The following is a 26,442-nucleotide window of genomic DNA, read 5'->3' as shown; positions in this document are numbered from 1 at the left end:
GCTTTGCCCTCCGCCTTTTCGTCGCCCGGAAGCACGTATTGCGCGCCTTCCCAGGGCGACATGAAGTCAAAGCTGCGGAAGTCCTGGGCCAGCTTCACCGGCTCATAGACGACGCGCTTGTCTTCTTCGGAATAGCGCAGCTCGACATAGCCGGTCAGCGGGAAGTCCTTGCGCTGCGGATGGCCCTTGAAGCCATAGTCGGTCAGGATGCGACGCAGGTCGGTATTGCCGTCGAAGATGACGCCATACATGTCGAACACTTCGCGCTCCAGCCAGCCGGCCACCGGCCAGAGGTGCGTGACGGTCGGCACCGGCGTATCCTCGTCGGTCGACACCTTGACGCGGACGCGGTGGTTCCGCGTGACGCTGAGCAGGTGATAGGCGACCTCGAACCGGTCCGGACGTTCCGGATAGTCGACGCCGGCGATTTCCATCAGCTGCTGGTAATGCGCCATGTCGCGCAGCGCGACCATGGCATTGGCCAGGTCGTCGCGCGCGACAACGAAGGTCAGCTCGCCGGCATGATCGATAGTTTCGATCAGCATCGAACCCAGCAGGGCGCCGATTTCCTCGGCGATCCCTTCGGGGTTCACGATCTTGGGTGCAGAATGGCCCATATTAACGCTCAATCGTCCCGATCCGGCGGATCTTCCGCTGCAGCTGCATGATGCCGTAGAGCAGAGCTTCGGCGGTGGGCGGGCAGCCCGGCACATAGATGTCGACCGGCACGATGCGGTCACAGCCACGGACGACCGAATAGCTATAGTGGTAGTAACCACCGCCATTGGCGCAGCTGCCCATCGAAATCACATATTTCGGGTTGGACATCTGGTCATAGACCTTGCGGAGCGCCGGCGCCATCTTGTTGCACAGCGTGCCCGCGACGATCATCACGTCCGACTGGCGCGGAGACGCGCGCGGCGCAGCGCCGAAGCGCTCCATGTCGTAGCGCGGCATGTTGACGTGGATCATCTCCACGGCGCAGCAGGCCAGACCGAAGGTCATCCACCACAGCGAACCCGTACGGGCCCACTGGAACAGTTCCTCGGTCGAGGTGACAAGGAAGCCCTTGTCGCTGACTTCACTGCTGAGCGCGTTGAAGAAGTCCTGGTCGGGCTGCGTCCCCATCGGCGGCATGGTGCCGGGAATGGGGCTGGTCAGTTCTACTCCCAATCGAGTGCTCCCTTCTTCCACGCATAGACGAGGCCGAGCACCAGCTCCGCTATGAAGATCATCATCGTCGCCCAGCCGGCCCAGCCGATCTGGTCAAGGCTCACCGCCCAGGGAAAGAGGAATGCCGCTTCCAGGTCGAAAATGATGAACAGGATGGCGACAAGGTAGAAACGCACGTCGAACTGGCTGCGCGGCTCTTCAAATGCGGGGAAGCCGCATTCATATTCGGACAGCTTGGCAGGATCGGGCTTGTGCGCACCGGTCAGGCGGCCAACCAGCATCGGCAAGAAGACGAAGGTGCTGGAGAGCAGCAGAGCGATCCCGAGAAAGATCAGGATCGGCAGATATTGGCTGAGATCGACCAATGGAATCCCCTGGGCGAAAATTGTTCTGGGGGGCCTTTAGGCCTGCTGCATATGCGAAGCAAGGGGCGAACCTGTGAGAATGATTCGCAACAATTGCAAAGGCTTGATCGCGTTACCAAAAGCGCAAGAGACGATTGCCGCAGACACAAAAAAACAGGCGCCGGACCACCTTTGGAAGCCCGAAGACTCGCCGCGGTGGGCCGACGCCCTTTGCTCTTAAATCAGAAGCTTAGCAGAGCCTGATTCACGCCATCGGCAGAAGCGCGGAGCGCCTCCCCCCAATCGCGGCCAGGCGCTTAGCGCAGCGCCCCTGCCACCAGCTTGTGCAGCTTGCTGTGGGTCGCGTCATTGCCGGCGATCACTTCCTTGCGGTCGATCATCTGGTCGCCACCACGGAAGTCGCTGACGAAGCCGCCGGCCTCGCGCACCATCAGGATGCCGGCCGCCACGTCCCAGGGCTGGAGGCCGCTTTCCCAGAAGCCGTCATAGCGACCCGAGGCGACATGGGCGAGGTCGAGCGAGGCGGCACCGAAGCGACGCAGGCCAGCGACCGAAGGCGCCACCGCACCGAAGATGCGGGTCCATTCGGCCATGTTGCCATGACCCATGAACGGGATGCCGGTGGCGATCAGGCAGTCGGCGAGGTCACGGCGGGCCGAGACGCGCAGACGCTGGTCATGACGCCATGCGCCACGATTCTTTTCCGCCCAATAGCTTTCGTCGGTGACCGGCTGATAGATCAGGCCCGAGGTCACTTCGCGCTTGCCGCCGAACAAAGGCTCCTCGACCGCGATCGAGATGGCGAAGTGCGGGATGCCGTGCAGGAAGTTGGTGGTGCCGTCGAGCGGATCGATGATCCAGCGCGGCTTGTTGGGATCACCCTCGATCACCCCACCCTCTTCCAGCAGGAAGCCCCAGTCGGGACGCGCCTTCTGCAATTCCTCGACCAGCGTCTGTTCAGCCTGCTTGTCGGCCTTGGACACGAAGTCCGCCGGCCCCTTGCGCGACACCTGCAGATGCTCGACCTCGCCGAAGTCGCGGCGCAGCTTGGAGCCGGCCTTGCGGGCGGCGCGTTCCATGACGGTGAGAAGGCCGGAATGGGATACCATGTAAAATCTCCGCCGCCCCGGTGGGCGGCCTTTGCTTTATTTCTTGGGGGCGGGCTTGGCGGCAGCCGGACGATAGCCACAGGTGCCGGCGATCACCGCCAGCATCTGCGAGGGATCCTTGCGGTTCACCTTGCCCGGATTGCCGGCGATCACCTTGTCGGTCGCCGCACTGATCTGCGACAGCGAATTGCTGTAGAGGCATTCGAACAGCGCGGTCTTGACCGGCTGCTCGACGTCCTTCGACTCCAGCGCGCTGCTGATGACCTGCAGCACATAGGCCGCACTGTCGATCTGCGCCTTGGACGGCTTGTTGACCGTCTGGGCAGGGAGCGCAGCCGGCAGGGCGCCGATCGCGAGGATGGCGGCCAATGCCGTGCTGCGCCCGAACCGCATCAGTCGGCCCGCTTCACATATTCGCGCTCATAGACATCGACCACGATGCGCGTGCCGGTGACGATGTGCGGCGGAACCATGACGCGGACGCCATTGTCGAGGATCGCCGGCTTGTAGCTGGCCGATGCGGTCTGGCCCTTCACCACGGCGTCGGCTTCGACGATGGTCGCTTCGACCGTCTCGGGCAGCTGGACGCTGATCGGACGTTCCTCATACATTTCCAGCATGACCATCATGCCGTCCTGCAGGAAGGCGGCGGCATCGCCGACCAGGTCCATCGGCAGGTTGATCTGGTCATAGGTTTCGGTGTCCATGAACACCAGCATGTCACCCTCGGGGTAGAGATACTGGAAATCCTTGGTGTCGAGGCGAATGCGCTCGACGCTCTCGGCCGAGCGGAAGCGGACATTGTTCTTGCGGCCATCGATCAGGTTCTTCAGCTCCACCTGCATATAGGCGCCGCCCTTGCCGGGCTGGGTGTGCTGAATCTTGACGGCGCGCCACAGGCCACCCTCATATTCGATATTGTTGCCGGGACGAATGTCCACGCCGCTGATCTTCATGGGAAGAGCCTGCCTATATGTCTGAATGTGGAAAAGAGCCGGCCTCTGCGAGGCTGGCCGCGCCTTTACCGCGAGACGGCGCCAAGGGCAAGAGGGCGGCGTTTCCGCTTAACTTCGCACATTTCCCGCACATTTTGAAATTCGCTTTCCTACTTGAGCAATTTTCGATCGCGGCTGGCCCCGATGATAGCCGATCGCGGGCCGATAGGACAGGTCATTGGCCGACCAGCAGCGGATAGGGATTGACCGGCTGGCCACCATACCAGGGATCAGCCGGCGCCATGCGGTTGACGGCGAAATGAAGGTGCGGCGCGGCGGGATCGGCATTGCCGGTGCTGCCCACGGTCGCGATGCCCTGCCCGCGCCGGACCGTCTGCCCTTCGTGCAGGCCCGGCGCATAGCTGTCGAGATGGGCATAATAATAGAGGGTGCGCCCGTCGGGCGCGCGCTCATAGAGGGTGCGGCCACCCGCCTCGCTCCAGAAGATCTTCTCGATCCGGCCGTCGGCGGCGGCCAGCACCGCCCTGCCCCGCGCCGCCATGATGTCGATCGCATCATGCGGACGGGCGCCGCCTGCCCGCGCCTGGGCGAAGGTATCGGTGAGCGCGGAGGCCGGCACGCCCTCCACCGGGATCAGCAGCGCGCCGTTGCTGACGGTTGGCGGCGCGGATGCAACGGATCGCACCGGCGCATCGGCCGGGACGATCCGCACGCAATAGCGGGCGAAGGCGATGCAGAGCAGCAGCGCGAACGCGACACCGCCCCACAGCCGGACATTCATGCCTGGAACTTCGCCTTGACGCCGCTCTTCACCATCTGCGCCAGCCGCGCGGCATCCCAGTTGGTGAGGCGGATGCAGCCATGGCTTTCGGTGCGGCCGATCAGTTGCGGCTCGGGCGTGCCATGGATGCCATAATGATCCTTGGACAGATCGATCCACACGACGCCGACCGGGCCGTTGGGACCGGGTTTCAGCACCGCCTTCTGGTCCTTGGACGCAGCATCCCAGAACAGGTCGGGATTATAATGGAAGTCGGGATTGCGGCTGACGCCCTTGATCGTCCATTCGCCCAACGGCAGCGGATCATGCTGTGACCCGGTGGTGACCGGGAATTGCGCGATCAGGCGGTTGTCCGCGCCATAGACCTTGAGCAGTCCCTCCGACTTGTCGACCACCAGATGGTCGGCCTGTGGCTGGTCCTTGGCGACGCCGAGGCCGGCGAGCGTTTCGCCCCAGCCACGCTCGTCGCCCTCGATCCGTGCCACCGGCTGGTTGGCGATCGCCGGCACGCGGATGGTCGCGCCGGCGGCAACCTTCGTATCGGGCGGGTTCATGCCGGTCAGCACTTCGGGCGTGGTGTGGAAGCGCTCGGCCAGCTTTTCGAGCAGGTTGCGATAGGTGAGCGCGGGCAGGCTCGCCTGATTGTTCAGTCCCTTGGGAATGTCGAAGAAGGGTCCGCGGGCAAAGCCGTCGGGGATGCGCACCAGCCAGGTGGTCGGCTTCGCCTCCCCCTCCAGCAGTGCGGCCGAGGTTTTCTGGTCATAGTCGCCGGTGACCGGCAGCTTGTTCGCCTCCTGGAAGCCGCGCAAGGCCGCCTTGAAGCTCATGCCGTCCTTGCCGTCGATCACGCCGGGCGAGAAGCCCCAGCGATCGAGCGCCACCTGCGCCTGCAATATCTGGCTGGGCTGCCAGGGCTTGCCGCCGGGTTCCTCCACGACCTGGAAGGCATAGGCGGCCGAGGGATCGGGCGCGGCCTGGGTCTGGTTGATCGGCGCCTGGTTGGTTGGCGCTGCTGGCTGGCTTTCATTGGCGTCGGTGGTCGACACATTGCAGGCCGCGCACAGCAGCGGCAGGCCGAGAAGACGATATTTCAAGGCGATACTCTCCCATATCATGGAAGAGACAACGCAGCAGGCGACGGAAAGCTGCCTGTGCCGCTGCGATCAGATGGCTTCGGCCTCCGCCTTGGCCTTCTCCCGCTCGCGTATGGCTTCCAGATCGCGGTCGAGGAAATAGTTGAGGAAGGTGCGGATGGCGGCAATCGCCCCCAGCTTGCCGATTTCCGCCCAGGTCGGGGCGATGCTGGTTTCGACGATATCGGCCGCGAGCTGGAAACTCAGCCCGGCGACCGCCCAGCGGCCAAAGCTCATCCAGACCGGCATGAGCTTCGATTCGTCCGCCTTGAACAATAGCAGCCCCGTCAGGCCGATCGCGCCCTGAACCGAGCCGATGGCGATCGCCAGGATCGCCAGCAGATTGACCAGCAGCGCGACATATTCCGCCAATTGATGGACGAATTCTTCCAACGCCATGCCCAGCATCCCTTGCCCGATTGGGGGGGATGCTGGCCCGGTGGCGGCCCTTTGCCTATCGGGATAAACCCGCGATTAGGCGCCGCCCAGCACCGACGCGAAGGCGGCGACGCCGGCCTTGGGCCCTTCGGGGTGATTCCACACCGTGCCGCTGACCGCCAGGAAGTCGGCCCCGGCTGCGATCAGGGGGGCGGCATTGTCCGGCGTGATGCCGCCGATCGCGACGCAGGGCAGTTCGAACAGGGTGGTCCACCAGCCCAGGATCGACGGTTCGGCGCGGTGCGTCGTTTCCTTGGTGGTGGTCGGGTAGAAGGCACCGAAGGCGACATAGTCGGCCCCCGCCTCACCCGCCTCCATCGCCAGATGGCGGCTATCGTGACAGGTCACGCCGATCTGGACCTTGGGACCAAGCTGCTTGCGCGCCTCGCGCGGGTCGCCATCCTCCTGCCCCAAATGGACGCCATCGGCGTTCAGCCGCTTGGCAAGGCCGATGCTGTCATTGATGATGAAGGCGACCTCACGCTCGGCACAGAGCGCCTGGATCGGCCCGGCCAGCGCGGCGATGGCATGATCGTCGATCCCTTTGAGGCGCAGCTGGAAGGCGGCGACCTTGCCGCCGTCGAACGCCTGGGCGAGCTGATCGACGAAAGTCTCGTCGATCGCCGGCGGCGAAATCAGATAAAGTTGGCAGGCCGGGCGAAAGCCCTTTTCGAACTGCTCGGCAAAATGGGGGTCGAGCGCCAGTTCTTCGTCAGTGAAATCGGTCATGCGCGCCTTATAGCCGCTCGCGCGGCCGCGCCAAGTGCGGCTATGACCGCGATCACCATATTGAAGGATGTTCCATGCGCCACGCTTTCGCCGCCCTGCTGCTCCTGTCCGCCGCGCCCGTGCTGGCGCAGGAGGCGCCGCGGCCGCGCGCGCGGGAGGCAGGCGTAACCGTCGGCATCCTCCAGCCCGGCCCACTCAACGCGATCACCGATGTCGCGGGGGTGAAGGTGGGCCAGCTAACATTGCCGCGCAGCAAGGACGTCAACACCGGCGTCACCGCGATCCTGCCGCATGGCGGCAACCTGTTCCAGGACAAGGTGCCGGCGGGCTTCGTCGCCTATAATGCGTTCGGCAAGTTCATGGGATCGACCCAGGTGGCCGAACTGGGCGAGATCGAGACGCCGATCCTGCTGACCAATACGCTGAACGTGGCCGAAGCCGGCGCGGCCTCGGTCGAATGGACGCTGGCGCAGCCGGGCAATGAGGAGGTGCGGTCGGTCAATGCCGTGGTGGGCGAGACCAATGACGGCATGCTCAACGACATTCGCGGGCGGCATGTGACCATCGCCGACGCGCGGCGCGCGATCGAGAGCGCCAAGACCGGCCCGGTCGAGGAAGGCGTGGTGGGCGCGGGCACCGGCACGGTGGCGTTCGGCTTCAAGGCGGGGATCGGCACATCCTCCCGCAAGCTGCCGGCGTCGCTCGGCGGTTGGACCGTGGGCGTGCTGGTGCAGGCCAATTATGGCGGGGTGCTGACGATCGCGGGCGTGCCGGTGGGGGTGAAGCTTGGCCGCTATGACTATCGCCAACAGGTGGAGGAAAAGAAGGCGGATGGCTCTGTCGTGATCGTGATCGCGACCGATGCACCTTTGTCCGACCGCAATCTGCGCCGCGTCGCCGAGCGCGCCTTTGGCGGCATCGCGCGGACCGGGTCGAGCTTCTCCAACGGGTCGGGCGACTATGCCATCGCCTTTTCCACCAGCGACGCGGTGCGGCGCACGGCGGCAAAGCGCAACGCGGTGGCAGCGGTGGACGACGTGCCCAATGACCGCATCTCGCCGCTGTTCCAGGCGACCATCGAGGCGACCGAGGAAGCGGTGCTGAACGCGCTGTTCAAGGCGCAGACCGTGGTCGGCAATCGCGGCACGGCAGAGGCCCTGCCGCTCGACAAGGTGCTGCCTATGTTGAAGGACGCGCGCTGAAGGCTGCGATAAAGGCAGCCGGATCGTCGAGCCGGTGGGCAAGGTAGCGGATCGTGCGCCGCCCTGCCTTGGCCGGCGGATCGAGCGCGATGACGATGTTGGGGTGGGCGATCAGCGCGCCGTTGAACAGGCCCGCCGCCTTGAGATCGGCCAGGGTCCAGTCGTCGCATAACCCCGCGACTTGCGGCCAGGGAATGGAGAGGCTGCGCAGCGTACCGGCGGGCCAGACCAGCCCATCCGGGCCGATCCGCACCGGATGGTCGCGGAAGGATCGGATGAAGAGGATGAACCAGCCGATCATGGCGAGGCTCAGCAGCGAAAGGACCAGCGCCGCGCGCGGGCTCCACAGCGCGACCAGCAGATGGACCACGGACGTCTCGACGACCATCAGGCCCAGTAGAACCCAGAGCATCGGCGCGACCGCGCGATGATAGGAAAAGGCGGCGCCGGCGGGACTTTCCCCCTGCCCGGCGCCGTCCATATGCGTCAGGCCGCGACCGGAGTCTTGGTGGCCGAAGCGGCGTAGATTTCGTCGATCGCGCCACCCAGCGACGCGTTGAATTCGTCGTCGCTCATCTGGTGACGCAGGTCATTGAGCAGCGCGCGGCTGAAGCTGGCGATGATGCCGCGATTCTTGGCGAGTTCGGCGCAGGCCTCGGTGCGGCTGAAGCCACCCGACAGGGCGACGACGCGCAGCACCTTGGGATGATCGACCAGCGGATCGAACAGGCCGGCCTTGGCGGGCAGCGAGAGCTTGAGCATCACCTGCTCGCCTTCGGGCAGGGCGTCGAGCTGCTTGAGGATTTCCTCGAGCAGGATCTGATCGGCCTCGGCGCGTTCGGGCGACTTGATGTTCACTTCGGGTTCGATGATCGGCATCAGACCGCCGGCCAGCACTTGGCGGCCGATTTCGAACTGCTGCGCGACCACGGCGGCAATGCCCTCGCGATTGGCGAGGTTCACGACCGAGCGTTCCTTGGTGCCGAACACGCCCAGGCCCTTGGCGCGGGCGAGCAGCGCGTCGAGTTCGGGCATCGGCTTCATCAGCTGCACGCCGTTCGCCTCATCCTCCAGCCCCTTGTCGATCTTGATGAAGGGCACGACGCCGCGCTCGAGCAGCGCGGTCGGGGTCGGCTTGCCGTCGACGGTGCCGTCCATGGTACGTTCGAACAGGATCGCGCCCAGCACCTTGTCGCCGGTGAAGGCGGGCGAGGTGATGACGCGGCTGCGCATCGCATGGATCAGGCCGAACATCTCCTCGTCATTGCTCCAGGCGCTTTCCTCGACGCCATAGCCCTTGAGCGCCTTGGGCGTCGAACCGCCGCTCTGGTCGAGCGCGGCGATGAAGCCCTGACCGTCGGAAACCTTCTTGACCATGTCCTGATCCAGCATCTGCACATACCTTCTCTTGGGGCGCGCCGCCCCCTCGGCAGCGCGGAAAGATGGAAGCCATCGGGCGAACCCGACGGCATGACTGTAGCGCGCCGTCAGGCGCGCCGGTATCCGGGCTGTTAGCTAGTCCCATGTCGCACCGCAAGATGCTTGCCCCCCGCGCGGCGACGGGGCGGCCGCCAATATCGTTGGCGCGTGCGAAAGTGCCTGATAGGCTGTGGCCAAAGGTCTGAATCGGGGGAAGAATGGGGATCGGGAAGATGCGGCCGGTCATGGCGGCCGCGCTGATGCTGGGGCTGCTCGATATCGGGGCGGCGCAGGCGGCGACCAAGCCGGTGGTCGGCGAGATGGCGCCGGATTTCGAGCTAACGCTGATCGACGGCAGCAAAGTGTCGCTGGCGGAGCTGAAGGGCCAGGTGGTGCTGCTCAATTTCTGGGCGACCTGGTGCGTGCCGTGCCGCAAGGAATTGCCCACGCTCGACAGCTATTATGGGCTCCAGAAGAAACATGGGCTGAAGGTGTTCGCGATCACGACCGAAGGATCGGTGCCGGTCGCGCAGTTGAAGCAATTGTTCGCGGCGATGCACATCCCGTCGGCCAGAAGGATCAAGGGCCCCTATGGCCCGCTGACCGGGGTGCCCACCAATTTCGTCATCGATCGGGCGGGCCGGCTGCGCTACGCCAAGTCCGGCGCGTTCGAGCTGGAGGATCTCAATGCGCTGCTGGTGCCCTTGCTCAACGAACAGCCGCCCGCCTGAGGCGATTTTCAGTTGCATTGCACAATGAAATTTCCGTCATCCGGTTGAAAGCGGGACCGGGGGTGACCATTAGGGCGGCATGACTAGTTCCGCCGCCCTGCCCCTGCCGCGCGATGATGCGCCCCTGTCCCGCTTTGCCATATTGTTGATGGCGGTCGCGTGCGGGACGATGGTCGCGAACCTCTATTATGCCCAGACGCTGATCGACGTGATCGGGCCGGAGATCGGCATGTCGGCCGGGGTCGCGGGCCTCATCACCACGCTGACACAGCTCGGCTATGGCCTGGGCATCATCCTGGTGGTGCCGCTGGCCGACCTGTTCGAGAACCGGCGGATCGTGCTGATATCGGCAGTGGCGACGGTGCTGGGCTGTATCGCCATCGCCCTGTCCAATGGTCCCGCCACCTTCCTGATCGCGTCGGTCATGACCGGCGTTGGTGCAACCGGCGTGCAGGTGCTGATCCCCCTCGCCTCCCATCTGGCACCGCCCGAGCGGCAGGGCCGCGTGGTCGGCACGGTGATGAGCGGGTTGCTGTTCGGCATCATGCTGTCGCGGCCGATCGCCAGCTTCCTTGCCGGATCGATGGGCTGGCGCGCGACCTTCCTGCTGTCGGCCGGGGTGATCGCGCTGGTCGCGATCGCGCTGCTGATCGCCTGTCCGCAGCGCCGGCCCAAGGGCGGCATGCATTATGGCGAAGTCCTAAGCTCCACCTTCTCGCAGCTTGGCAAGTATCGCGTGGTGCGGATGCGTGCCTTCTATCAGGCGTCGATGTTCGCGGCGTTCAACCTGTTCTGGACCGCCGCGCCGCTGAGCCTGATCCATGACTTTGGCCTCAGCCATAATGGCATCGGCGCCTTTGCTCTGGCGGGTGCAGGCGGCGCGCTGGTGGCGCCGGTGGCGGGCTGGCTGGCCGACCGGCGGCTGACCGGCCCGGCCTCGCTCGGCGCGCTGATTGCGCTCTCCATCGGCTTCCTGCTGGCGGACTGGACGGTGGCCGCAGGCAGCCTGATCGGCTTCACCATCATGGCGGTGCTGATCGACGCGGCGGTGCAGGTCAGCCAGATCACCGGGCAGAAGCTGATCTTCTCGCTTGATCCGCATGCGCGCGGCCGGATCAACGCGGCCTATATGACGGTGATGTTCGTGGTCGGGGCGCTGGGATCGGTGATCGGATCGACCACCTATGAAGCGGGCGGCTGGAGCCTGAGCGCGATCGCCGGTGCGGCGATCGGCGGCGTGGCCGCGCTGGTCTTCATCCTGTTCGACCGGGGCGCCAGCGCCACGCGCTGACGCCGATCACACTCCTTCGTCATTGCGAGCGCAGCGAAGCAATCCATGGATTGCCGCGGCGCTTCGCGCCTCGCAATGACGAGATGCCTTAAGCGTAGAGCGCCTTCACGCCCGGCAGTTCCTTGCCTTCCATCCATTCGAGGAAGGCGCCGCCGGCGGTCGAGATGAAGGTGAAGTCGGCGGCCGCGCCGGCATGGTTGAGCGCGGCGACGGTGTCGCCACCGCCCGCGACCGAAACCAGCTGGCCTTCCTTGGTGAGCGCCGCCGCGGTCTTGGCAAGGGCGACGGTCGCGGCGTCGAAGGGCGCGATCTCGAACGCGCCGAGCGGGCCGTTCCACACCAGGGTGCGGCAATTCTTGAGCGCATCGCCCAGCGCCTCGACCGCGGCCGGGCCGACGTCGAGGATCATCTCATCCTCGGCGACTTCATGGACGTTGCAGGTGCGCACCGACGGCGGGTTGGCGGCAAATTCCTTCGCCACGACCACGTCATAGGGCAGATGGATGATGCAGCCGGCTTCCTCGGCCTTGTCGAAGATGGCGTCCGCCGTGTCGGCCAGATCCTTTTCGCACAGCGACTTGCCGACATCGACGCCGCGGGCGTGGAGGAAGGTGTTGGCCATGCCGCCGCCGATGATCAGATGATCGACCTTGGTGACGAGATTGTTGAGCACGTCGAGCTTGGTCGACACCTTGGCGCCGCCGACGACGGCCGCGACCGGCTTGACCGGGGCACCGAGCGCGGCTTCGAGCGCGTCCAGTTCCTTTTCCATCGAGCGGCCGGCAAAGGCGGGCAGCTTGTGGGCCAGCCCCTCGGTCGAGGCATGGGCGCGGTGCGCGGCGGAAAAGGCGTCGTTGACATAGAGGTCGCCGATCGCGGCGATCGCATCGACCAGCGCAGGGTCGTTCTTTTCCTCGCCGGCATGGAAGCGGGTATTTTCGAGGATCGCGATGTCGCCGTTGCGCATCACCTTGATACCGTCGGTCGCGGCTTCACCCTGGCAGTCGGGAATGAACTGCACCTCGCGACCCAGCACCTGGGTCAGCGGACGGGTGATCTTGCTCAGCGAAAATTCCGGGTTCTTCTGGCCCTTGGGCCGACCGAAATGGGCGAGGATCAGCACCTTGGCGCCGCGATCGGCCAGTTCCAGGATGGTCGGCATCGCCGCGCGCAGACGGGTGTCGTCGCTGACCGAACCATCCTGCATCGGCACGTTCAGATCCTCGCGCACCAGCACCACCTTGCCGGTGATGTCGCCCATGTCGTCGAGTGTCTTGAACGGCTTTGCCATGATCGCTCCTAGAATTTGGAATTATATCAGAAGAAAAACCCCGCCGGTTGGTCCGGCGGGGTTGAGAAGGCTTAGAGGAACTTCGCCATGACACCCGAGGTGTCGATCATGCGGTTCGAGAAGCCCCATTCATTGTCGTACCAGCTGAGCACGCGGACCAGATTGCCCTCGATCACGGCCGTTTCCAGGCTGTCGACGGTCGAGCTGCGCGGATCGCCGTTGTAATCGATCGAGACCAGCGGTTCGTCCGAATAGCCCAGGATCCCCTTGAGCGGGCCGGATTCCGACGCCTCCTTGAGCAGGCCGTTGACTTCCTCGACCGTGGTGGCGCGGCTGGGGATAAACTTCAGGTCGACGACCGAGACGTTCGGGGTCGGCACGCGGACCGACGAACCGTCCAGCTTGCCCTTGAGCGCGGGCAGAACCTCACCCACGGCGCGGGCGGCACCGGTGGTGGTCGGGATCATCGACAGGGCAGCGGCGCGGGCGCGACGCATGTCCTTGTGGATCTGGTCCAGCGTGTTCTGGTCGTTGGTGTAGCTGTGGATCGTGGTCATGAAGCCGCGTTCGATGCCGATCGAATCGTTCAGCACCTTGGCAAGCGGCGCCAGGCAGTTGGTGGTGCAGCTGGCGTTCGAGATGATGATGTCGTCGGCGGTCAGCTCGTCATGGTTGACACCGAAGACGACAGTCTTGTCGACGTTGGTGCCCGGTGCCGAGATGACGACGCGCTTGGCGCCGGCGGTCAGGTGGGCGCCGGCCTTGTCCTTGCTGGTGAAGATGCCGGTGCATTCCAGGGCGATTTCGACGCCCAGTTCGGCGTGCGGCAGGTTGGCGGGATCGCGCTCTGCCGTCACCTTGATCTTCTTGCCGTCGACCACCAGGAAATCGCCGTCGACGCTGACTTCGCCGGCCCAGTTGCCATGGACCGAGTCGCGCTTGAACAGCAGGGCATTGGCCTTGGCATCGCCCAGGTCGTTGATGCTCACCAGTTCCAGATCATGGTCGGTGCGCGAGAGGATGGCGCGCGCCACCAGACGACCGATGCGGCCGAAACCGTTGATTGCTACCTTCGTTGCCACTGCACTTGTCTCCCGGTTTGCGTGTAGGTCTTGGGCTCAGGCGCCGAGCGCGGCCTTGATCTGCGGAGCGATCTTGGCGGCGGTCAGGCCGAAATGGTCGTAGAGGACTTCGGCGGGGGCCGACGCGCCGAAGCTGTCGATGCCGAAGCGCAGGCCGTCAAGGCCGGTATAGCGTTCCCAGCCGAAGGTGGTGCCGGCCTCGATCGAGGCGCGCAGCACGCCGGCGGGCAGGATGTCGGCCTTATAGGCGGCGTCCTGCGCGTCAAAATGCGCCCAGCTGGGCATCGAGACGACGTCGGCGCCGATGCCCTGTTCTTCCAGCGCCTTGGCGGTGGCGACGGCGATCTCGACTTCCGAACCGGTGGCGAGCAGCACGACCTTGCGATCGGCGGTCGCGGCGACCAGGCGATAGGCGCCCTTGGCCGACAGATTCTCGCTCTTCTCCAGGCGCAACTGCGGCAGGTTCTGACGGGTCAGGGCGAGGACCGACGGGCCGGTCGCATCCTTCAGTGCCAGTTCCCAGCATTCCGCCGTCTCGACGATGTCGGCCGGGCGATAGACGTCGAGGTTCGGGATCATGCGCATCGACATGACATGCTCGATCGGCTGGTGGGTCGGGCCGTCTTCGCCCAGACCGATCGAGTCATGGGTGAGGACGTGGATCACGCGCTGCTCCTGCAGCGCAGCGAGGCGGATGCCGGCGCGCATATAGTCGGAGAAGACCAGGAAGGTGCCGCCATAGGGGATCACGCCGCCATGCAGCGCCATGCCGTTCATCGCGCAGGCCATGCCGAATTCGCGGATGCCATAATAGACATAGCGGCCCGAATAATCGTCACGGGTCAGCGGGCCGGTCGACTTGGTCTTGGTGTTGTTCGAGCCGGTAAGGTCGGCCGAGCCGCCGACGGTTTCGGGCAGCAGATCGTTGATCGCGCCCAGCGCCAGTTCGCTGGCCTTGCGGGTGGCGACCTTCTGCGGGTTGGCGATCAGGCTGTCGATATAGGCGTCCAGCGAGAAGCCGGCCGGCAGTTCGCCCGCCATGCGGCGCGAAAATTCAGCGCCTTCCGCGGCATTTGCCAGGCGGCCTTCCCATGCAGCGCGAACATCACCGCCCTTGGCACCGATCGCCTTCCAGGCGGCGTCGATGTCGGCGGGAACCACGAAGGGTTCGGCGGTCCAGCCGAGGAACTCGCGGGCGGCGGCGACTTCGGCCTCGCCCAGCGCCGAACCATGGACGCCCGAGGTGCCGGCCTTGTTCGGCGCGCCATAACCGATCTTGGTGGCGCAGGCGATCAGCGAGGGACGCGGATCGGCCAGCGCTTCGTCGATGGCGCGGCGGACATCGGCAACGTCATGGCCGTCGCACGACACGACATGCCAGCCGGTGGCGGCATAGCGGGCGCGGACATCTTCGTTGCTCGACAGGTTGACGGCGCCGTCGATGGTGATCTTGTTATCGTCCCACAGCACGATCAGGCGCGAGAGGTTGAGGTGACCGGCAAGGCCGATCGCCTCATGGTTGATGCCTTCCATCAGGCAGCCGTCGCCAGCGATCACCCAGGTGCGGTGATCGACCAGATCGTCACCGAACTCGGCGTTCAGGTGACGCTCGGCAATCGCCATGCCGACGGCGGTGGCGAGGCCCGAACCCAGCGGGCCGGTGGTCGCTTCGACCCCTGCCAGCTCGAAATTCTCCGGGTGGCCGGCGCAGGGGCTGCTGAGCTGACGGAAGTTGCGAATGTCTTCCATCGTCGGGCTGGCATAGCCGGTGAGGTTCAGCAGCGAGTAGATCAGCATCGAGCCATGGCCGGCCGACAGCACGAAGCGGTCGCGGTCGGCCCATTTCGGCGCAGCCGGATCGAACTTCACATAATCCTTGAACAGCACGGTGGCGACATCGGCCATGCCCATCGGCATGCCGGGATGGCCGCTGTTGGCAGCCTGCACGGCGTCCATGGAAAGCGCCCGGATGGCGTTGGCGAGCTGCGTGTCGGAAACGGTCATAGCGGGAAGATGTCTTTCATGACTGGCATGGAATGCCCGCGCGAACGGGCGAGTCGATTTGGGTTCCCTTTGTCGCGTCAATCCCCATGCGTCAACCGCAGGCGGGGCGTGGTGCGCGGCAAGCCGTCCAAACAGCGCTTTTGCAAGGCGAAAACATTGGCTATGCAGAAAATATGGCAAGCGACCGCATGATGCAGGCGATCGGCACGCTGGAGCGCGCGATCAGTCGGCTTGAACAGAATGTGGCCAGCCTTTCGCAGGCTGTCCCCCACGCCAATTCCGGCATCGACCAGATGGCCGCCCAGGCGGCATTGCAATCGCTGGACGATCTGATCGGGGAATTGCGGGGGCGCACCGATGGCTGAAATCATGCTGCAGATCGCCGGCCGCCCCTATCAGCTGCGCTGCCGCGATGGCGAGGAAGCGCATATGGCGCATCTGGCCCAGATCATCGAGGACAAGGCCTATCAGGCGCAGCGCAGCACGCCGGGGCTGACCGAGGTGCGCACCTTGCTGTTCGCGGCGCTGTTCATGGCGGACGAACTCAACGAACTGAAGCGCGCCGCGGCGGGCCGGCAGGAGCAATTGGCGCTGGACGGCGATGACGAGCCGGCCGCCCGCGCGGTCGAGGCTTTGGCTGCGCGCGTAGAAAAGCTGAGCGAGGCTCTTGCCGCCCGCGCCGCCGACGCCTAGATTGGCGGCGACGGGCACTGCCTGGTGCGAGCTTTAGCGAACATCCCTGAGGCGATAATCACATCCACGGGGGCTGTCCCTGGGCGGGCTCTGGCCCGATCTACATGGTCCCCACCTGACGTTGAGGCGTCAGAGGATATTCCAGCAAACGGCCAAGGCGGTCCCGTCACCCCTCCCCTACCAGCAAAGGCACCCCATGCCCGACGACAGTGATGCCGCCGACAAGTCGACCCTGCGCGCGATCGCCCGGCAGCGGCGGCGCAACTTCGTCGCCTCGCTCGACGCGCTGACCCACAGGCTGGCGTTCAAGGCCGTCCCCTCCCCGCTCGCCCAGCGCATCGCCGACGCGCAGGTGATCGCGCTCTACATGGCGCTGGATGACGAGGCGCCGGCGCAGCGTCTGGCCCCGCAACTGGGCGTGATGGGCAAGCAGGTGGCGTTGCCGCGCGTGCTCGATCGGCTGGGCAGCATGGACTTCCTGCTGTGGCGGCCCGAGGACCAGCTGTTCCCCGGCCTGTTCGGCACCAGCCATCCCGAACCGTCGGGCGGCGCGGTGGCGCCGGATGTCATCATCGCGCCGCTGCTGGGTTTCGACCGGCGAATGAACCGCCTTGGCCAGGGTGGCGGCTATTATGACCGCGCCTTTGCCCGCCATCCCGATGCCTTGCGCGTCGGCCTTGCCTGGTCGGCGCAGGAACTGGATGATGTGCCGGCCGACCCCTGGGATCTGCCGCTCGACATGATCCTGACCGAAACCGCCGTGATCGAGGCAGGCTGAACCCGATGAGCATCGACCCGCGCCATTATCATCAGCCCAGCTGGCGCAAGCCGGCTGGCATGTTCGCGATCCTGGGGCTGATCCTGGGCTGGGCCGTGCTGGTCGGCAGCCTGTCGCCGCTGATCGGCCAGTTGCCGATGTGGGGCCAGGTGCCGGTCTATATTTTCCTGGGCCTGATCTGGATCTGTATCCTGCCGCTGCGGCGGCTGCTCGCCTGGATGGAAACGGGGCGCTGGCGTCAGGGTTAATCCCGATGCCCAGCCCATGGCGTTTCGCCTTATCCCTGAGCGTTAGGCGACCATAGCGGACGCATCGCGGCCATGCGCGATGCAGGCGGCTCGCCGGAAACGGGGGCAACGGCATGTCCATGCGCCAGTCACCAGCATCGGCCGCCCATGCCGCGGACGGCTCCCTTCGATCATCCTGCATTCTCCGGGCGGCGCCACCCCGCACCGGTCCCAAGCCATGTCCGGTGGCAGGCGCACAGTGCAACAGGAGGCGTTGATGGTTCCATTGAGCAAGCGGTTGTTTGCCGAATGTTTCGGTACATTCTGGCTGGTGTTCGGCGGGTGCGGCAGCGCCGTGCTGGCGGCGGCCTTTCCCGATGTCGGCATCGGCCTGCTGGGCGTGGCCCTGGCCTTCGGCCTCACGGTGCTGACCATGGCCTTTTCCATCGGCCATATTTCGGGCTGCCACCTCAATCCGGCGGTAACGATCGGCCTGTGGGCCGGCGGGCGCTTCCCGGCCCGCGACATCGCCCCCTATATCGTCGTGCAACTGGTGGGCGCGGTGATCGCAGCCGCCCTGCTGCTGTTCATCGCCAGCGGCCAGCCGGGCTATGAGCTGGCGCCCAACGGCCTGGCGGTCAACGGCTATGGCCTGCATTCGCCGGGCGGCTACACGCTCTCATCGGGACTGGCGATCGAGATGGTGCTGACCTTCGGCTTCCTGAGCGTCATCCTGGGCGCGACCGACAGCCGCGCGCCCGCGGGCTTTGCCCCGATCGCGATCGGCCTGGCGCTGACGCTGATCCACCTGATCAGCATCCCGGTCACGAACACGTCGGTCAATCCGGCACGCAGCACCGGCCCAGCCCTGCTGGTCGGCGGACTGGCGCTGCATCAGCTCTGGCTGTTCTGGGTGGCGCCGATCATCGGCGCGCTGGCCGCCGGCGGCGTCTATCGCTGGCTCGCCAACGAACCGCTGCCGCCGCATGTGACCGGCGAGCATCTCTGAGAGACGAATCGTCACGGGCCGATGCCGTTGGTGTCGGCCCGCTGGCCTGTATCGATGTGAGGAAAAAGGATCGCCTGGCGATCGGATCACTTCGAGAATGAAGTGGCGCGAGTGACGGGGCTCGAACCCGCGACCTCCGGCGTGACAGGCCGGCGCTCTAACCAACTGAGCTACACCCGCGCAGGGCGGCATCCTATCGTGACCCATGGCCACCAGATGATGCAAATCTGTTTACCTTCCGACTTTCCGGTCAGGGAAAGTGGCGCGAGTGACGGGGCTCGAACCCGCGACCTCCGGCGTGACAGGCCGGCGCTCTAACCAACTGAGCTACACCCGCGTTCGGTGTGGGCGGCCGTCTATGCGGGTCCGGCCAAGCTGTCAACCGTCCTCGCCATCAGTTTCTTCACTTGTTGCATTTTCTTTGCGACGGCTGACCGTCAGCGTCCCCTGCTCGAACAGGAAACCGGCGATATCCGGGGTGCCGGCGGCGGCCACGACGGTCTGCACGATGATGAGCAACGGCACGCCGAGCAGCGCGCCGGGCGTGCCCCAGACCCAGCCCCAGAAGGTCAGCGAGACGAGAATCAGCAGCGGGTTCATCGTCAGGCGACGGCCAAGGATGGTGGGCGTGATGACATTGGCCTCCACCAGATGGAAGCCAATCTGGAGAAAGGCGGGCAGCAGCGCCGTCCAGACATCGTCGAACACCATGAGGCCGCCCAGCGCCAGCAGCACGGCGGCCAGCATCGGCCCGAAATAGGGAATGAAGTTGAGCAATGCGACGATGCCGCCCCACATCCAGGGCGATGGCATGCCGATCAGCCACAGCGCCAGCGCCACGGCGAGGCCGAGGCACAGGTTGATGGTGGCGATCGTCATCACATAGGCGGAGGTTGCGTCGACCACATTCTGGATCACCCGCGCGACCGCCATCGCGCCGTCGAAACTGCCCCGGCTGTTGATCGTGCGACGGCGCAGCCGGGTCCAGCCGGCAAGGAAGAAATAGATGATGAGCAGCGCGAACACCATCTGGATGATCGCCGACGGGGCTGAGGCGGCCGCGAACTGCAGCAGCGATCCGGGCGTTTCCACCGCCGCCCGGTGCGCGACCGATGCCGGACCCGCGACCAGCATCTGGACGGTTTCGTCGACGAATCGCTGGGCCTGTGAATAGAAATCGATGAGCGGCGCCAGCGTCGCCTGAATCTTGGGCAGGCGCTGGGGCAGGATGCGGAACCAGTCGGTCGCCGGCACCACGATCAGCACCAGCGCGGTGTTGGCGACGCTGAGGAAGGCGATGACCGCCAGCAGCGCCGACAGGCCCGAGGGCAGCCCGCGCCGCTCCAGCCATTCGAGCAGCGGCACCAGCGCGATCGCGATCACCAGCGCGGCGGTCAGCGGCAGGAAGAACTCCGCGCCCGCGCGCAAGGCGAAGGGCAAGGCCAGCAACAGGCCGACGCCCGAGGACAAGGCGATCGACGCCAGCAAACGGTCGCGCCGCCGATTGACTTCCAGTTCCTCGTTGGTGGTCACGCCCTATCCGTCCCCTGTACAGCAGCCCTGCCGCTCTGCACCCGGCGCTGCGGCCGGTCAAATGCCATCAGCGAGTCGCATCAGGAAGACGGCAAACAGGGGCTTAACCAAATATTGGGGAGACTGGCCGTAAGAGATGCGGACATTCGATAAGGGGGATATCGCATGGCAAGAAGGTTGATCGCGGGACTGGGCCTGATCGCAGGCATGACCGCATCCTGGCAGGCCGGGGCGCAGGACATGCGGCTCGACAGCCGGACCTTCGTCGAACGGGTGCAGACCGACATTAATGGCCGCCCGCGCCGCACCATCGCCAATGCCGAACGCGCCATGTCGGGCGACCAGTTGATCGTCGTGGTCGACTGGCGCCATGAAGGCATCCGGACGGCCCATGGGCTGACCGTGGTTCGCCAGGTGCCGCGCGGCACCCTGCTCGACCTGACCGATCCCGCCATGCAGGCATCGGTCGATGGCGGCGCCCATTGGGGCCGACTGGAGCAATTATGGCTGCCGACGCCGCTGGGCGGTGTCCGCCGCGCCACGCCCGAGGATATCACCCATATACGCTGGCGCCTGCCCGACAGCGTGGCGCCGGGACAATCGGGGCGGCTGACCTATCGGGCGCAGGTGCGCTGACGCCGGTGGGACCGGAGCGACAAAGGCCGCCCCGATCCCGCGCAATCACCCCTCGAACAGCAGGACCGGCGTTTCCAGCAGCTTGCGCACGGCCTGGACGAAGCTCGCCGCGTCCCAGCCGTCGACCACGCGATGGTCGCAGCTGATCGACAGGTTCATCAGCTTTGCCGCGACGATCTCCTTACCCCGGAACATGGGGCGCTCGATCACGCGGTTGGGGCCGATGATCGCCACTTCGGGCCGGTTGATGACCGGGGTGGTGGCGATGCCGCCGAGCGGGCCGAGCGAGGTCAGGGTCAGGGTGGAGCCCGACAGTTCGGCCGATGTCGCCTTGCCGCTGCGCGCGGCGTCGGCGAGGCGGCGGATCTCGGTCGCCAGCTGCCAGACATTTCTGTCCTGCGCGTCGCGGATCACCGGCACCATCAGCCCCGCGTCGGTCTGCGTCGCCATGCCGAGGTGAACGGCGCCATGGCGCGTCACCACGCCCGCTTCGTCATCATAACGGGCATTGAGCATCGGGAAGTCGGGCAGCGTCCTGCAGATCGCCACGATCAGCAGCGGCAGCATGGTGAGCTTGGGCCGATCGCCGCGATGGGCGTTGAGCTGCGCCCGCGCCTCCTCCAGCGCGGTGACGTCGATTTCCTCGACATAGGTAAAGTGCGGGATGTGACGCTTGGACGCGGCCATATTCTCGGCAATGCGGCGGCGCATGCCGATCACCTTCACCTGTTCGTCGGCGCGCGGTGCCGTGCGGCCGGCCGGGCGATAGCCCTGCCCCGAACCGTAGAGCAGATAGGCGTCGAGGTCGGCATGGCGGATATGGTCGCCATTGGGCTTCACCAGCGCGAGGTCGATGCCCAGTTCCCTGGCGCGCGCACGGACGGCTGGGGAGGCAAGGATGGGGCTATCCTCCCCGGCACGGGGAGGGGGACCAGCCGCAGGCTGGTGGAGGGGGCTGTCCGCTTTCGCAAGCTGGGGCGTGATGGCCGGTTCTTCGACGGGCGCGTCCAGCGGCGCCCCCCTTCCACCATTCGCTTCGCGAACGGTCCCCCTCCCCGTATCGGGGAGGAATGGGGTCTCGGCCTCGACCGTTTCGACCGACGGCGCAGGGGCGGCAGCCCCCTCGCCTTCCGTCTCGATCTCCACCAGCATCGATCCGATCGACACCTGATCGCCCGGCTCTCCCGCCAGTCGGACGACGGTGCCCGCGACCGGGCTTTCCATCTCGACCGTCGCCTTGTCGGTCATCATGTCGGCGATCGGCTGGTCTTCCTCGACCCGGTCGCCGACCTGGACGTGCCAGCCGACAATCTCCGCCTGCGCAATGCCTTCGCCGATGTCCGGCAGCTTGAATGTGAAAAGAGCCATGGCGCTCAGTCCTTCATGATCTTGTTGATGGCTTCGCGGATGCGCACGGGGCCGGGGAAATAGGCCCATTCCAGACTGTGCGGATAAGGCGTGTCGAAGCCGGTGACGCGCTCGATCGGCGCTTCGAGATGGTAGAAGCAGCGTTCCTGCACCAGCGCCGACAGTTCGGCGCCAAAGCCGCTGGTCCGCGTCGCCTCATGCACGATCAGGCAGCGGCCGGTCTTCCTGACCGAGGCCTCGATCGTCTCGATGTCGAGCGGCACCAGGCTGCGCAGGTCGACGATCTCGGCATCGATGCCCAGCTTCGCCACGGTATTTTCGACGACATGGACCATCGTGCCATAGCAGAGGATGGTCAGCGCCTCGCCGGGTCGGGCGATCCGCGCCTTGCCGAGATCAATGCGATAATAGCCCTGCGGCACCTGCGCATCTGCATGGCCCGCCCAGCTCTTGGCCGGCGTGTCATAATGGCCGTCGAACGGGCCGTTATAGATGCGCTTGGGCTCGAAGAAGATGACCGGGTCATTATCCTCGATCGCCGCGATCAGCAGGCCCTTGGCATCATAGGGGGTGGACGGGATCACCGTCTTGACCCCGGACACATGGGTGAAGATGCCTTCCGGGCTCTGGCTGTGGGTCTGGCCGCCAAAGATGCCGCCGCCAAATGGCGAGCGCACCGTCATCGGCGAGATGAACTCGCCGGCCGAACGATAGCGCAACCGCGCCGCCTCGCTGACGAGCTGGTCGAGCGCGGGGTAGATATAGTCGGCGAACTGGATTTCGGGCACCGGCCGCAGGCCATAGGCACCCATGCCGACCGCGACGCCGATGATGCCGCATTCGGTGATCGGCGTATCGAACACCCGGTTCTTGCCATATTTCTGCTGCAGGCCGGCGGTGGCGCGGAACACGCCGCCGAAATAGCCGACATCCTCGCCCATCACCACGACGTCGGGGTCGCGGCCCATCATCACGTCCAGCGCGCTGTTGATCGCCTGGATCATGTTCATCTGCTGGGTGTCAGCCACAGCCTCCATCACATCATCTGCCATGATGCGAATCCTCTCCATTCGTCATGCCAGCGTAGGCTGGCATCTCATTTTTCTTCGTGCTGCCCTTCAGAAGAAGGGAGATCCCAGCCTTCGCTGGGATGACGGAACTGGTGGACGCAGGCGCCCTCACAGCCCTGCCGCCTTCCATTCGTCGAGCATCTGCTGCTGCTGTTCTTTCAGGTGCCAGGGCATGTCCTCGAACACGTCCTGGAACATGCTTTCCATCGGATGGTGGAGGCCATGGCCCAATATGCCGTTCTTTTCCGCCTCGCGCGCGGCGTCGCGGACCATCTCGGCCAGTTCCTGGTCCATCGCGGCGTGCCGCTCCTCGTCCCAGATGCCCAGCGTGATGCAATGCTGTTTCAGCCGCGCGATCGGGTCGCCGAGCGGCCATTTGCTGCTTTCCTCGGCCGAGCGATAGGCGGTCGGATCATCCGACGTGCTGTGCCCTTCAACGCGATAGGTGAAATGTTCGATCAGCGTCGGGCCGCCATTGGCGCGGGCACGGTCGGCGGCCCAGCGGGTGGCGGCATAGACGGCCAGCACGTCATTGCCGTCGACGCGCAGCCCGGCGATGCCATAGCCGATCGCGCGGGCGGCGAAGGTGGTCGCCTCCGCCCCGGCAAAGCCGGAGAAGCTGCTGATCGCCCACTGGTTGTTCACCACATTCATGATGACCGGGGCGCGATAGACGCTGGCGAAGGTGCAGGCCGAATGGAAGTCGCCCTCCGCGGTCGAGCCCTCGCCGCACCAGGTGGCGGCGATGCGGGTATCGCCCTTGGCCGCGCTCGCCATCGCCCAGCCAACGGCCTGGGGATATTGGGTGGTGAGGTTGCCGGAGATGGAGAAGAAGCCGGCCTCGCGCGCCGAATACATGATCGGCAGCTGGCGGCCCTTCATCCGGTCGCCCTTGTTGGAATAGATCTGGTTCATCATGTCGACGATGGACCAGTCGCGCGCGATCAATATGCCCTGCTGCCGATAGGACGGAAAACACATGTCGTCGCGTGACAAGGCGAGCGCTGCGCCGATCGACACCGCCTCCTCGCCGGTCGACTTCATGTAGAAGCTGGTCTTGCCCTGGCGCTGGGCGCGGAACATGCGGCCGTCAAAGGCGCGGGTCAGCGCCATGTAGCGCAGCATCCGCAGCAGCGTGTCGGCCGGCAGCTTGGGATCCCAGGCGCCGACCGCATGGCCATCCTCATCCAGGACGCGGACCAGCCCATAGGCGAAGTCGCGCATCTGCGAAGGATGGGTCGCCTCGTCCGGGCGCGGTGCCGCGTCGGCCGCGGGAATGTCGAAATGGGTGAAGTCCGCGCTTTCACCGGGCCGCGCGGGCGGCTCGGGCACATGCAGCTGCAACGGCGGCAGGTTGCGTCCCTGCCCGTCCGTCACAGCGCCGGATTCGATCGAATCGGTCATCCTGCCTCCTATTGTGCGTTGCAATAATATTGCTTGTGGCAATTATTATATTTCAACGCCGCGCAAGGCAAGCCTTACTGACCCAATTCCTTTTCGCCTGTCGCCTTCGCTGTCACCTTAAACAGCGACGGGCGCGGAAATATGGGCCTGCGGCGCATAATCCTGCACCTCGAAATCCTCGATCCCATAGTCGAAAATGCTCGAAGGCCGGCGATTGATCCGCAGCTTCGGCGCACCCGCCGGGGTGCGGCTGATCTGCTCCTCCACCAGATCGGCATGGTTGAGGTAGAGATGAACGTCGCCACCCTGCCAGACCACCTCGCCCGGCTCCAGATCGCATTGCTGGGCCAGCATCCGGGTAATCATCGACAGGCCGAAGATGTTGAAGGCAAAGCCCAATCCCAGGTCACAGCTGCGTTGGAAGAGCAGGCCGTTGAGGCGGCCGTCGGACACCTGGAACTGATAGGTCATGTGGCAGGGCGGCAAGGCCATCTGCGCGACTTCCGCGACATTCCAGCCGGTGAAGAGCAGGCGGCGCGAACCGGGATTGGTGCGAATCGCATCGACCAGCGCGGCGATCTGGTTGTGGCCCTGCGCCGCCCGGCGGAACAGGCCGTCGCCGGCCGGCTCGTAGCGCGGCCAGTTCACCCATTGGGCGCCATAGACCGGGCCGAGATCGCCCCATTGCCGGGCAAAGGCTTCATCCTCGATGATTCGCGCCTCGAACGCGTCGCGGTCGATATCCTCGCCGGTCGCCTTGCGGTAACTGTCGAGCGGCCAGTCGGTCCAGATATGGACATTCTGCTTCACCAGTTCGCGGATATTGGTGTCGCCGGTCAGGAACCACAGCATCTCGCGCGCCGCGACCTTCCAATAGACCCGCTTGGTCGTGAGCAGCGGCACCGCGTCGTCCGCCAGCGAGAATCGCAGGGTCGCGCCCAGGATCGATCGGGTGCCGACGCCGGTGCGATCAATCCGCTCGTCGCCATGGCGCCAGATATGGCGCATCAGGTCGAGATATTGCTCTTCATAATGGGGCGGTTGCGGCGACATGGCGTGCAAGGTCGATGATCCTGGGATGGGAATGTATCTGGGCGTCCCGTCCATGTAGCATCCCCCCTGCCCCGCTGTCCCGACCAAAGGTCGCGCCATAACGGATGCGACTACCATCCCGGCCCGCTGCGTTCCGCCACTACGGATCATTCCGCGTCTCCACTCCCGGCCCATTGCTGACAGGCTGCGTGCCCAGGGGGTGCGATGCTGACATTGATGATTCTCGACGAGGACGGCCAACCGCGCGACCGGCTGCACCCCGATGGCAACTGGCCCTGCCTGGTCGCCCATCTGCTGGCCAGCGATGCCCGGCGGGTCATCCTGCACCAGCAGCGGGGCACGGCGGCACCGCAGCCGGTCGACATCGCCCTGACCCGCAGCCTGCACCGCCGGCTGCGGGCGCTCGACATCCACCTCGCCGATCATCGGATCGACACGCCGACCGGCTGTTTCAGCTTCCGCGACGCAGGCCTTTTGTAGAATTTTCAAAAAAGCGCATCAGGTGGCTTGCCAGCCCTCAAACCCCTCTCTATAGGCGCACTCCTGCCTTACGGGGCCGCCCCAAAAGCGGCTTCGGCACCGGTCGGGGAATAGCTCAGCCTGGTAGAGCACTGTCTTCGGGAGGCAGGGGCCGGAGGTTCGAATCCTCTTTCCCCGACCAACTTATTCGCCCGGACTTCGGTTCGGGACGGTAAGCAGAAAAACCCCGGACTTCCATCGGAAGTCCGGGGTTTTTGCGTTCTGTTTCCTTGCAATGCCCGTCGAACCGCAGACCGACCGAGGGCATACCGAACCTGGTTCGGCATGCCCCCTGTCCTGACTTCAAGAGCCTATCACCCCTAGGCCGTAAACTCATAAAAAGCCTTGAGGATTGGCGATTGGCGTGATTCAGAGGCCTCCAGAGTTGGAGGGCTTGATGGCACGGCGGCGGTACGAACTGACAGATCGGGAATGGGCGATTATCGAG

Annotated in this window: 29 protein-coding genes, 3 tRNA genes and 1 pseudogene; 11 read left to right on the top strand and 22 right to left on the bottom strand. The window is 65.3% G+C overall.

What is annotated here, in order from left to right:
* Positions 1-2: 2 nt before the first annotated feature.
* From CG471_RS15590 to thiE, 10 genes and pseudogenes are all read right to left on the bottom strand, one after another.
* A pseudogene (locus CG471_RS15590) lies at positions 3-617 on the bottom strand (NADH-quinone oxidoreductase subunit C); the annotation flags it as partial.
* A 1-nt stretch (position 618) separates the two neighbouring features.
* Positions 619-1,173, bottom strand: a complete 555-nt coding sequence (locus tag CG471_RS15585; RefSeq protein ID WP_004211730.1) for an NADH-quinone oxidoreductase subunit B family protein — start codon at positions 1,171-1,173, stop codon at positions 619-621.
* The gene (locus CG471_RS15580) at positions 1,164-1,538 is read right to left on the bottom strand and encodes an NADH-quinone oxidoreductase subunit A (protein ID WP_004211729.1); all 375 of its coding nucleotides are present in this window, start codon (positions 1,536-1,538) and stop codon (positions 1,164-1,166) included. Before CG471_RS15580 ends, CG471_RS15585 begins: the two co-directional genes overlap by 10 nt.
* 296 nt (positions 1,539-1,834) lie before the next feature.
* Entirely contained in the window at positions 1,835-2,647 is an 813-nt protein-coding gene (locus tag CG471_RS15575) for an inositol monophosphatase family protein (protein WP_004211727.1), read from the bottom strand.
* A 36-nt stretch (positions 2,648-2,683) separates the two neighbouring features.
* A complete protein-coding gene (locus CG471_RS15570; RefSeq protein WP_099232399.1) occupies positions 2,684-3,040 on the bottom strand; it encodes a hypothetical protein in 357 nt (118 codons plus the stop codon).
* Complete coding sequence (gene efp / locus CG471_RS15565; RefSeq protein ID WP_004211725.1) at positions 3,040-3,603, bottom strand: elongation factor P; 564 nt, start codon at positions 3,601-3,603, stop codon at positions 3,040-3,042. The genes CG471_RS15570 and efp overlap by 1 nt, the downstream gene beginning before the upstream one ends.
* Positions 3,604-3,817: 214 nt before the next feature.
* Positions 3,818-4,384: a M23 family metallopeptidase gene (locus CG471_RS15560; RefSeq protein ID WP_099232398.1), complete on the bottom strand. Its 567-nt coding sequence runs from the start codon at positions 4,382-4,384 to the stop codon at positions 3,818-3,820.
* Complete coding sequence (locus CG471_RS15555; RefSeq protein ID WP_099232397.1) at positions 4,381-5,499, bottom strand: L,D-transpeptidase; 1,119 nt, start codon at positions 5,497-5,499, stop codon at positions 4,381-4,383. The genes CG471_RS15560 and CG471_RS15555 overlap by 4 nt, the downstream gene beginning before the upstream one ends.
* Before the next feature lie 48 nt (positions 5,500-5,547).
* Positions 5,548-5,916, bottom strand: coding sequence for a DUF1622 domain-containing protein (locus tag CG471_RS15550; RefSeq protein WP_099232409.1), 369 nt, complete (start codon positions 5,914-5,916; stop codon positions 5,548-5,550).
* A gap of 75 nt (positions 5,917-5,991) precedes the next feature.
* A complete protein-coding gene (thiE, locus tag CG471_RS15545; protein WP_010337227.1) occupies positions 5,992-6,684 on the bottom strand; it encodes a thiamine phosphate synthase in 693 nt (230 codons plus the stop codon).
* Between the two features lie 74 nt (positions 6,685-6,758).
* On the opposite strand from thiE, the gene CG471_RS15540 reads away from it, so the two are divergent.
* Entirely contained in the window at positions 6,759-7,886 is a 1,128-nt protein-coding gene (locus CG471_RS15540) for a P1 family peptidase (protein WP_099232396.1), read from the top strand.
* Here the strand turns inward: CG471_RS15540 and CG471_RS15535 are convergent.
* Together CG471_RS15535 and CG471_RS15530 are read right to left on the bottom strand one after the other, a co-directional pair.
* On the bottom strand, positions 7,864-8,367 hold the full coding sequence (locus CG471_RS15535; protein ID WP_099232395.1) for a hypothetical protein: 504 nt from the start codon (positions 8,365-8,367) through the stop codon (positions 7,864-7,866). The genes CG471_RS15540 and CG471_RS15535 overlap by 23 nt on opposite strands.
* 5 nt (positions 8,368-8,372) lie before the next feature.
* Positions 8,373-9,278 carry a fructose bisphosphate aldolase gene (locus tag CG471_RS15530; protein WP_099232394.1) on the bottom strand — a complete coding sequence of 302 codons (906 nt, stop codon included), beginning with the start codon at positions 9,276-9,278 and terminating at the stop codon, positions 8,373-8,375.
* A 260-nt stretch (positions 9,279-9,538) separates the two neighbouring features.
* On the opposite strand from CG471_RS15530, the gene CG471_RS15525 reads away from it, so the two are divergent.
* Together CG471_RS15525 and CG471_RS15520 are read left to right on the top strand one after the other, a co-directional pair.
* On the top strand, positions 9,539-10,036 hold the full coding sequence (locus CG471_RS15525) for a TlpA disulfide reductase family protein (RefSeq protein WP_180275716.1): 498 nt from the start codon (positions 9,539-9,541) through the stop codon (positions 10,034-10,036).
* Between the two features lie 79 nt (positions 10,037-10,115).
* Positions 10,116-11,327, top strand: a complete 1,212-nt coding sequence (locus tag CG471_RS15520; protein ID WP_099232392.1) for an MFS transporter — start codon at positions 10,116-10,118, stop codon at positions 11,325-11,327.
* A gap of 88 nt (positions 11,328-11,415) precedes the next feature.
* Here the strand turns inward: CG471_RS15520 and pgk are convergent, their stop codons facing one another.
* From pgk to tkt, 3 genes are all read right to left on the bottom strand, one after another.
* Positions 11,416-12,618 carry a phosphoglycerate kinase gene (gene pgk, locus CG471_RS15515; protein ID WP_037507546.1) on the bottom strand — a complete coding sequence of 401 codons (1,203 nt, stop codon included), beginning with the start codon at positions 12,616-12,618 and terminating at the stop codon, positions 11,416-11,418.
* Positions 12,619-12,689: 71 nt separating this feature from the next.
* On the bottom strand, positions 12,690-13,700 hold the full coding sequence (gene gap / locus CG471_RS15510) for a type I glyceraldehyde-3-phosphate dehydrogenase (RefSeq protein ID WP_099232391.1): 1,011 nt from the start codon (positions 13,698-13,700) through the stop codon (positions 12,690-12,692).
* 36 nt (positions 13,701-13,736) lie between these two features.
* Positions 13,737-15,704 carry a transketolase gene (gene tkt, locus CG471_RS15505; RefSeq protein ID WP_099232390.1) on the bottom strand — a complete coding sequence of 656 codons (1,968 nt, stop codon included), beginning with the start codon at positions 15,702-15,704 and terminating at the stop codon, positions 13,737-13,739.
* Positions 15,705-15,736: 32 nt separating this feature from the next.
* Here tkt and CG471_RS15500 point away from each other — a divergent pair, with 32 nt between their 5' ends.
* From CG471_RS15500 to aqpZ, 5 genes are all read left to right on the top strand, one after another.
* Positions 15,737-16,069 carry a hypothetical protein gene (locus CG471_RS15500; protein ID WP_143560216.1) on the top strand — a complete coding sequence of 111 codons (333 nt, stop codon included), beginning with the start codon at positions 15,737-15,739 and terminating at the stop codon, positions 16,067-16,069.
* The gene (locus tag CG471_RS15495) at positions 16,062-16,397 is read left to right on the top strand and encodes a cell division protein ZapA (RefSeq protein ID WP_004211707.1); all 336 of its coding nucleotides are present in this window, start codon (positions 16,062-16,064) and stop codon (positions 16,395-16,397) included. The genes CG471_RS15500 and CG471_RS15495 overlap by 8 nt, the downstream gene beginning before the upstream one ends.
* Positions 16,398-16,593: 196 nt before the next feature.
* The gene (locus CG471_RS15490) at positions 16,594-17,175 is read left to right on the top strand and encodes a 5-formyltetrahydrofolate cyclo-ligase (RefSeq protein WP_099232388.1); all 582 of its coding nucleotides are present in this window, start codon (positions 16,594-16,596) and stop codon (positions 17,173-17,175) included.
* A 5-nt stretch (positions 17,176-17,180) separates the two neighbouring features.
* On the top strand, positions 17,181-17,423 hold the full coding sequence (locus tag CG471_RS15485) for a DUF2842 domain-containing protein (protein ID WP_099232387.1): 243 nt from the start codon (positions 17,181-17,183) through the stop codon (positions 17,421-17,423).
* 256 nt (positions 17,424-17,679) lie between these two features.
* The gene (aqpZ, locus tag CG471_RS15480; protein WP_048937381.1) at positions 17,680-18,411 is read left to right on the top strand and encodes an aquaporin Z; all 732 of its coding nucleotides are present in this window, start codon (positions 17,680-17,682) and stop codon (positions 18,409-18,411) included.
* A gap of 103 nt (positions 18,412-18,514) precedes the next feature.
* Here the strand turns inward: aqpZ and CG471_RS15475 are convergent.
* The 3 genes from CG471_RS15475 to CG471_RS15465 form a co-directional block, all read right to left on the bottom strand.
* Positions 18,515-18,591, bottom strand: a tRNA-Asp gene (locus tag CG471_RS15475).
* 80 nt (positions 18,592-18,671) lie between these two features.
* Positions 18,672-18,748: transfer RNA gene (locus tag CG471_RS15470), tRNA-Asp, on the bottom strand.
* Between the two features lie 41 nt (positions 18,749-18,789).
* Entirely contained in the window at positions 18,790-19,944 is a 1,155-nt protein-coding gene (locus CG471_RS15465; RefSeq protein WP_099232386.1) for an AI-2E family transporter, read from the bottom strand.
* Between the two features lie 165 nt (positions 19,945-20,109).
* Here CG471_RS15465 and CG471_RS15460 point away from each other — a divergent pair, with 165 nt between their 5' ends.
* Positions 20,110-20,580: a hypothetical protein gene (locus tag CG471_RS15460; protein WP_180275715.1), complete on the top strand. Its 471-nt coding sequence runs from the start codon at positions 20,110-20,112 to the stop codon at positions 20,578-20,580.
* A gap of 45 nt (positions 20,581-20,625) precedes the next feature.
* On the opposite strand, the gene CG471_RS15455 is transcribed toward CG471_RS15460, so the two are convergent.
* From CG471_RS15455 to thyA, 4 genes are all read right to left on the bottom strand, one after another.
* Positions 20,626-21,948: a dihydrolipoamide acetyltransferase family protein gene (locus tag CG471_RS15455; protein WP_099232385.1), complete on the bottom strand. Its 1,323-nt coding sequence runs from the start codon at positions 21,946-21,948 to the stop codon at positions 20,626-20,628.
* 5 nt (positions 21,949-21,953) lie between these two features.
* Positions 21,954-22,958: an alpha-ketoacid dehydrogenase subunit beta gene (locus CG471_RS15450; protein WP_099232408.1), complete on the bottom strand. Its 1,005-nt coding sequence runs from the start codon at positions 22,956-22,958 to the stop codon at positions 21,954-21,956.
* 168 nt (positions 22,959-23,126) lie between these two features.
* Positions 23,127-24,422, bottom strand: a complete 1,296-nt coding sequence (locus CG471_RS15445; protein ID WP_069335794.1) for a 3-methyl-2-oxobutanoate dehydrogenase (2-methylpropanoyl-transferring) subunit alpha — start codon at positions 24,420-24,422, stop codon at positions 23,127-23,129.
* Positions 24,423-24,539: 117 nt separating this feature from the next.
* Positions 24,540-25,475 carry a thymidylate synthase gene (gene thyA, locus CG471_RS15440; RefSeq protein ID WP_017502205.1) on the bottom strand — a complete coding sequence of 312 codons (936 nt, stop codon included), beginning with the start codon at positions 25,473-25,475 and terminating at the stop codon, positions 24,540-24,542.
* A gap of 204 nt (positions 25,476-25,679) precedes the next feature.
* Here thyA and CG471_RS15435 point away from each other — a divergent pair, with 204 nt between their 5' ends.
* Positions 25,680-25,955: a JAB domain-containing protein gene (locus tag CG471_RS15435; RefSeq protein WP_099232384.1), complete on the top strand. Its 276-nt coding sequence runs from the start codon at positions 25,680-25,682 to the stop codon at positions 25,953-25,955.
* A gap of 104 nt (positions 25,956-26,059) precedes the next feature.
* Positions 26,060-26,136 (top strand) — tRNA-Pro (locus CG471_RS15430).
* The last annotated feature ends 306 nt before the right edge of the window (positions 26,137-26,442 follow it).

Source organism: Sphingobium sp. IP1 (assembly GCF_002708645.1).
GTDB lineage: Bacteria > Pseudomonadota > Alphaproteobacteria > Sphingomonadales > Sphingomonadaceae > Sphingobium > Sphingobium yanoikuyae.
The sequence above is the reverse complement of the archived record's forward strand: the minus strand, read 5'-3'. Positions and strand labels throughout refer to the sequence as shown.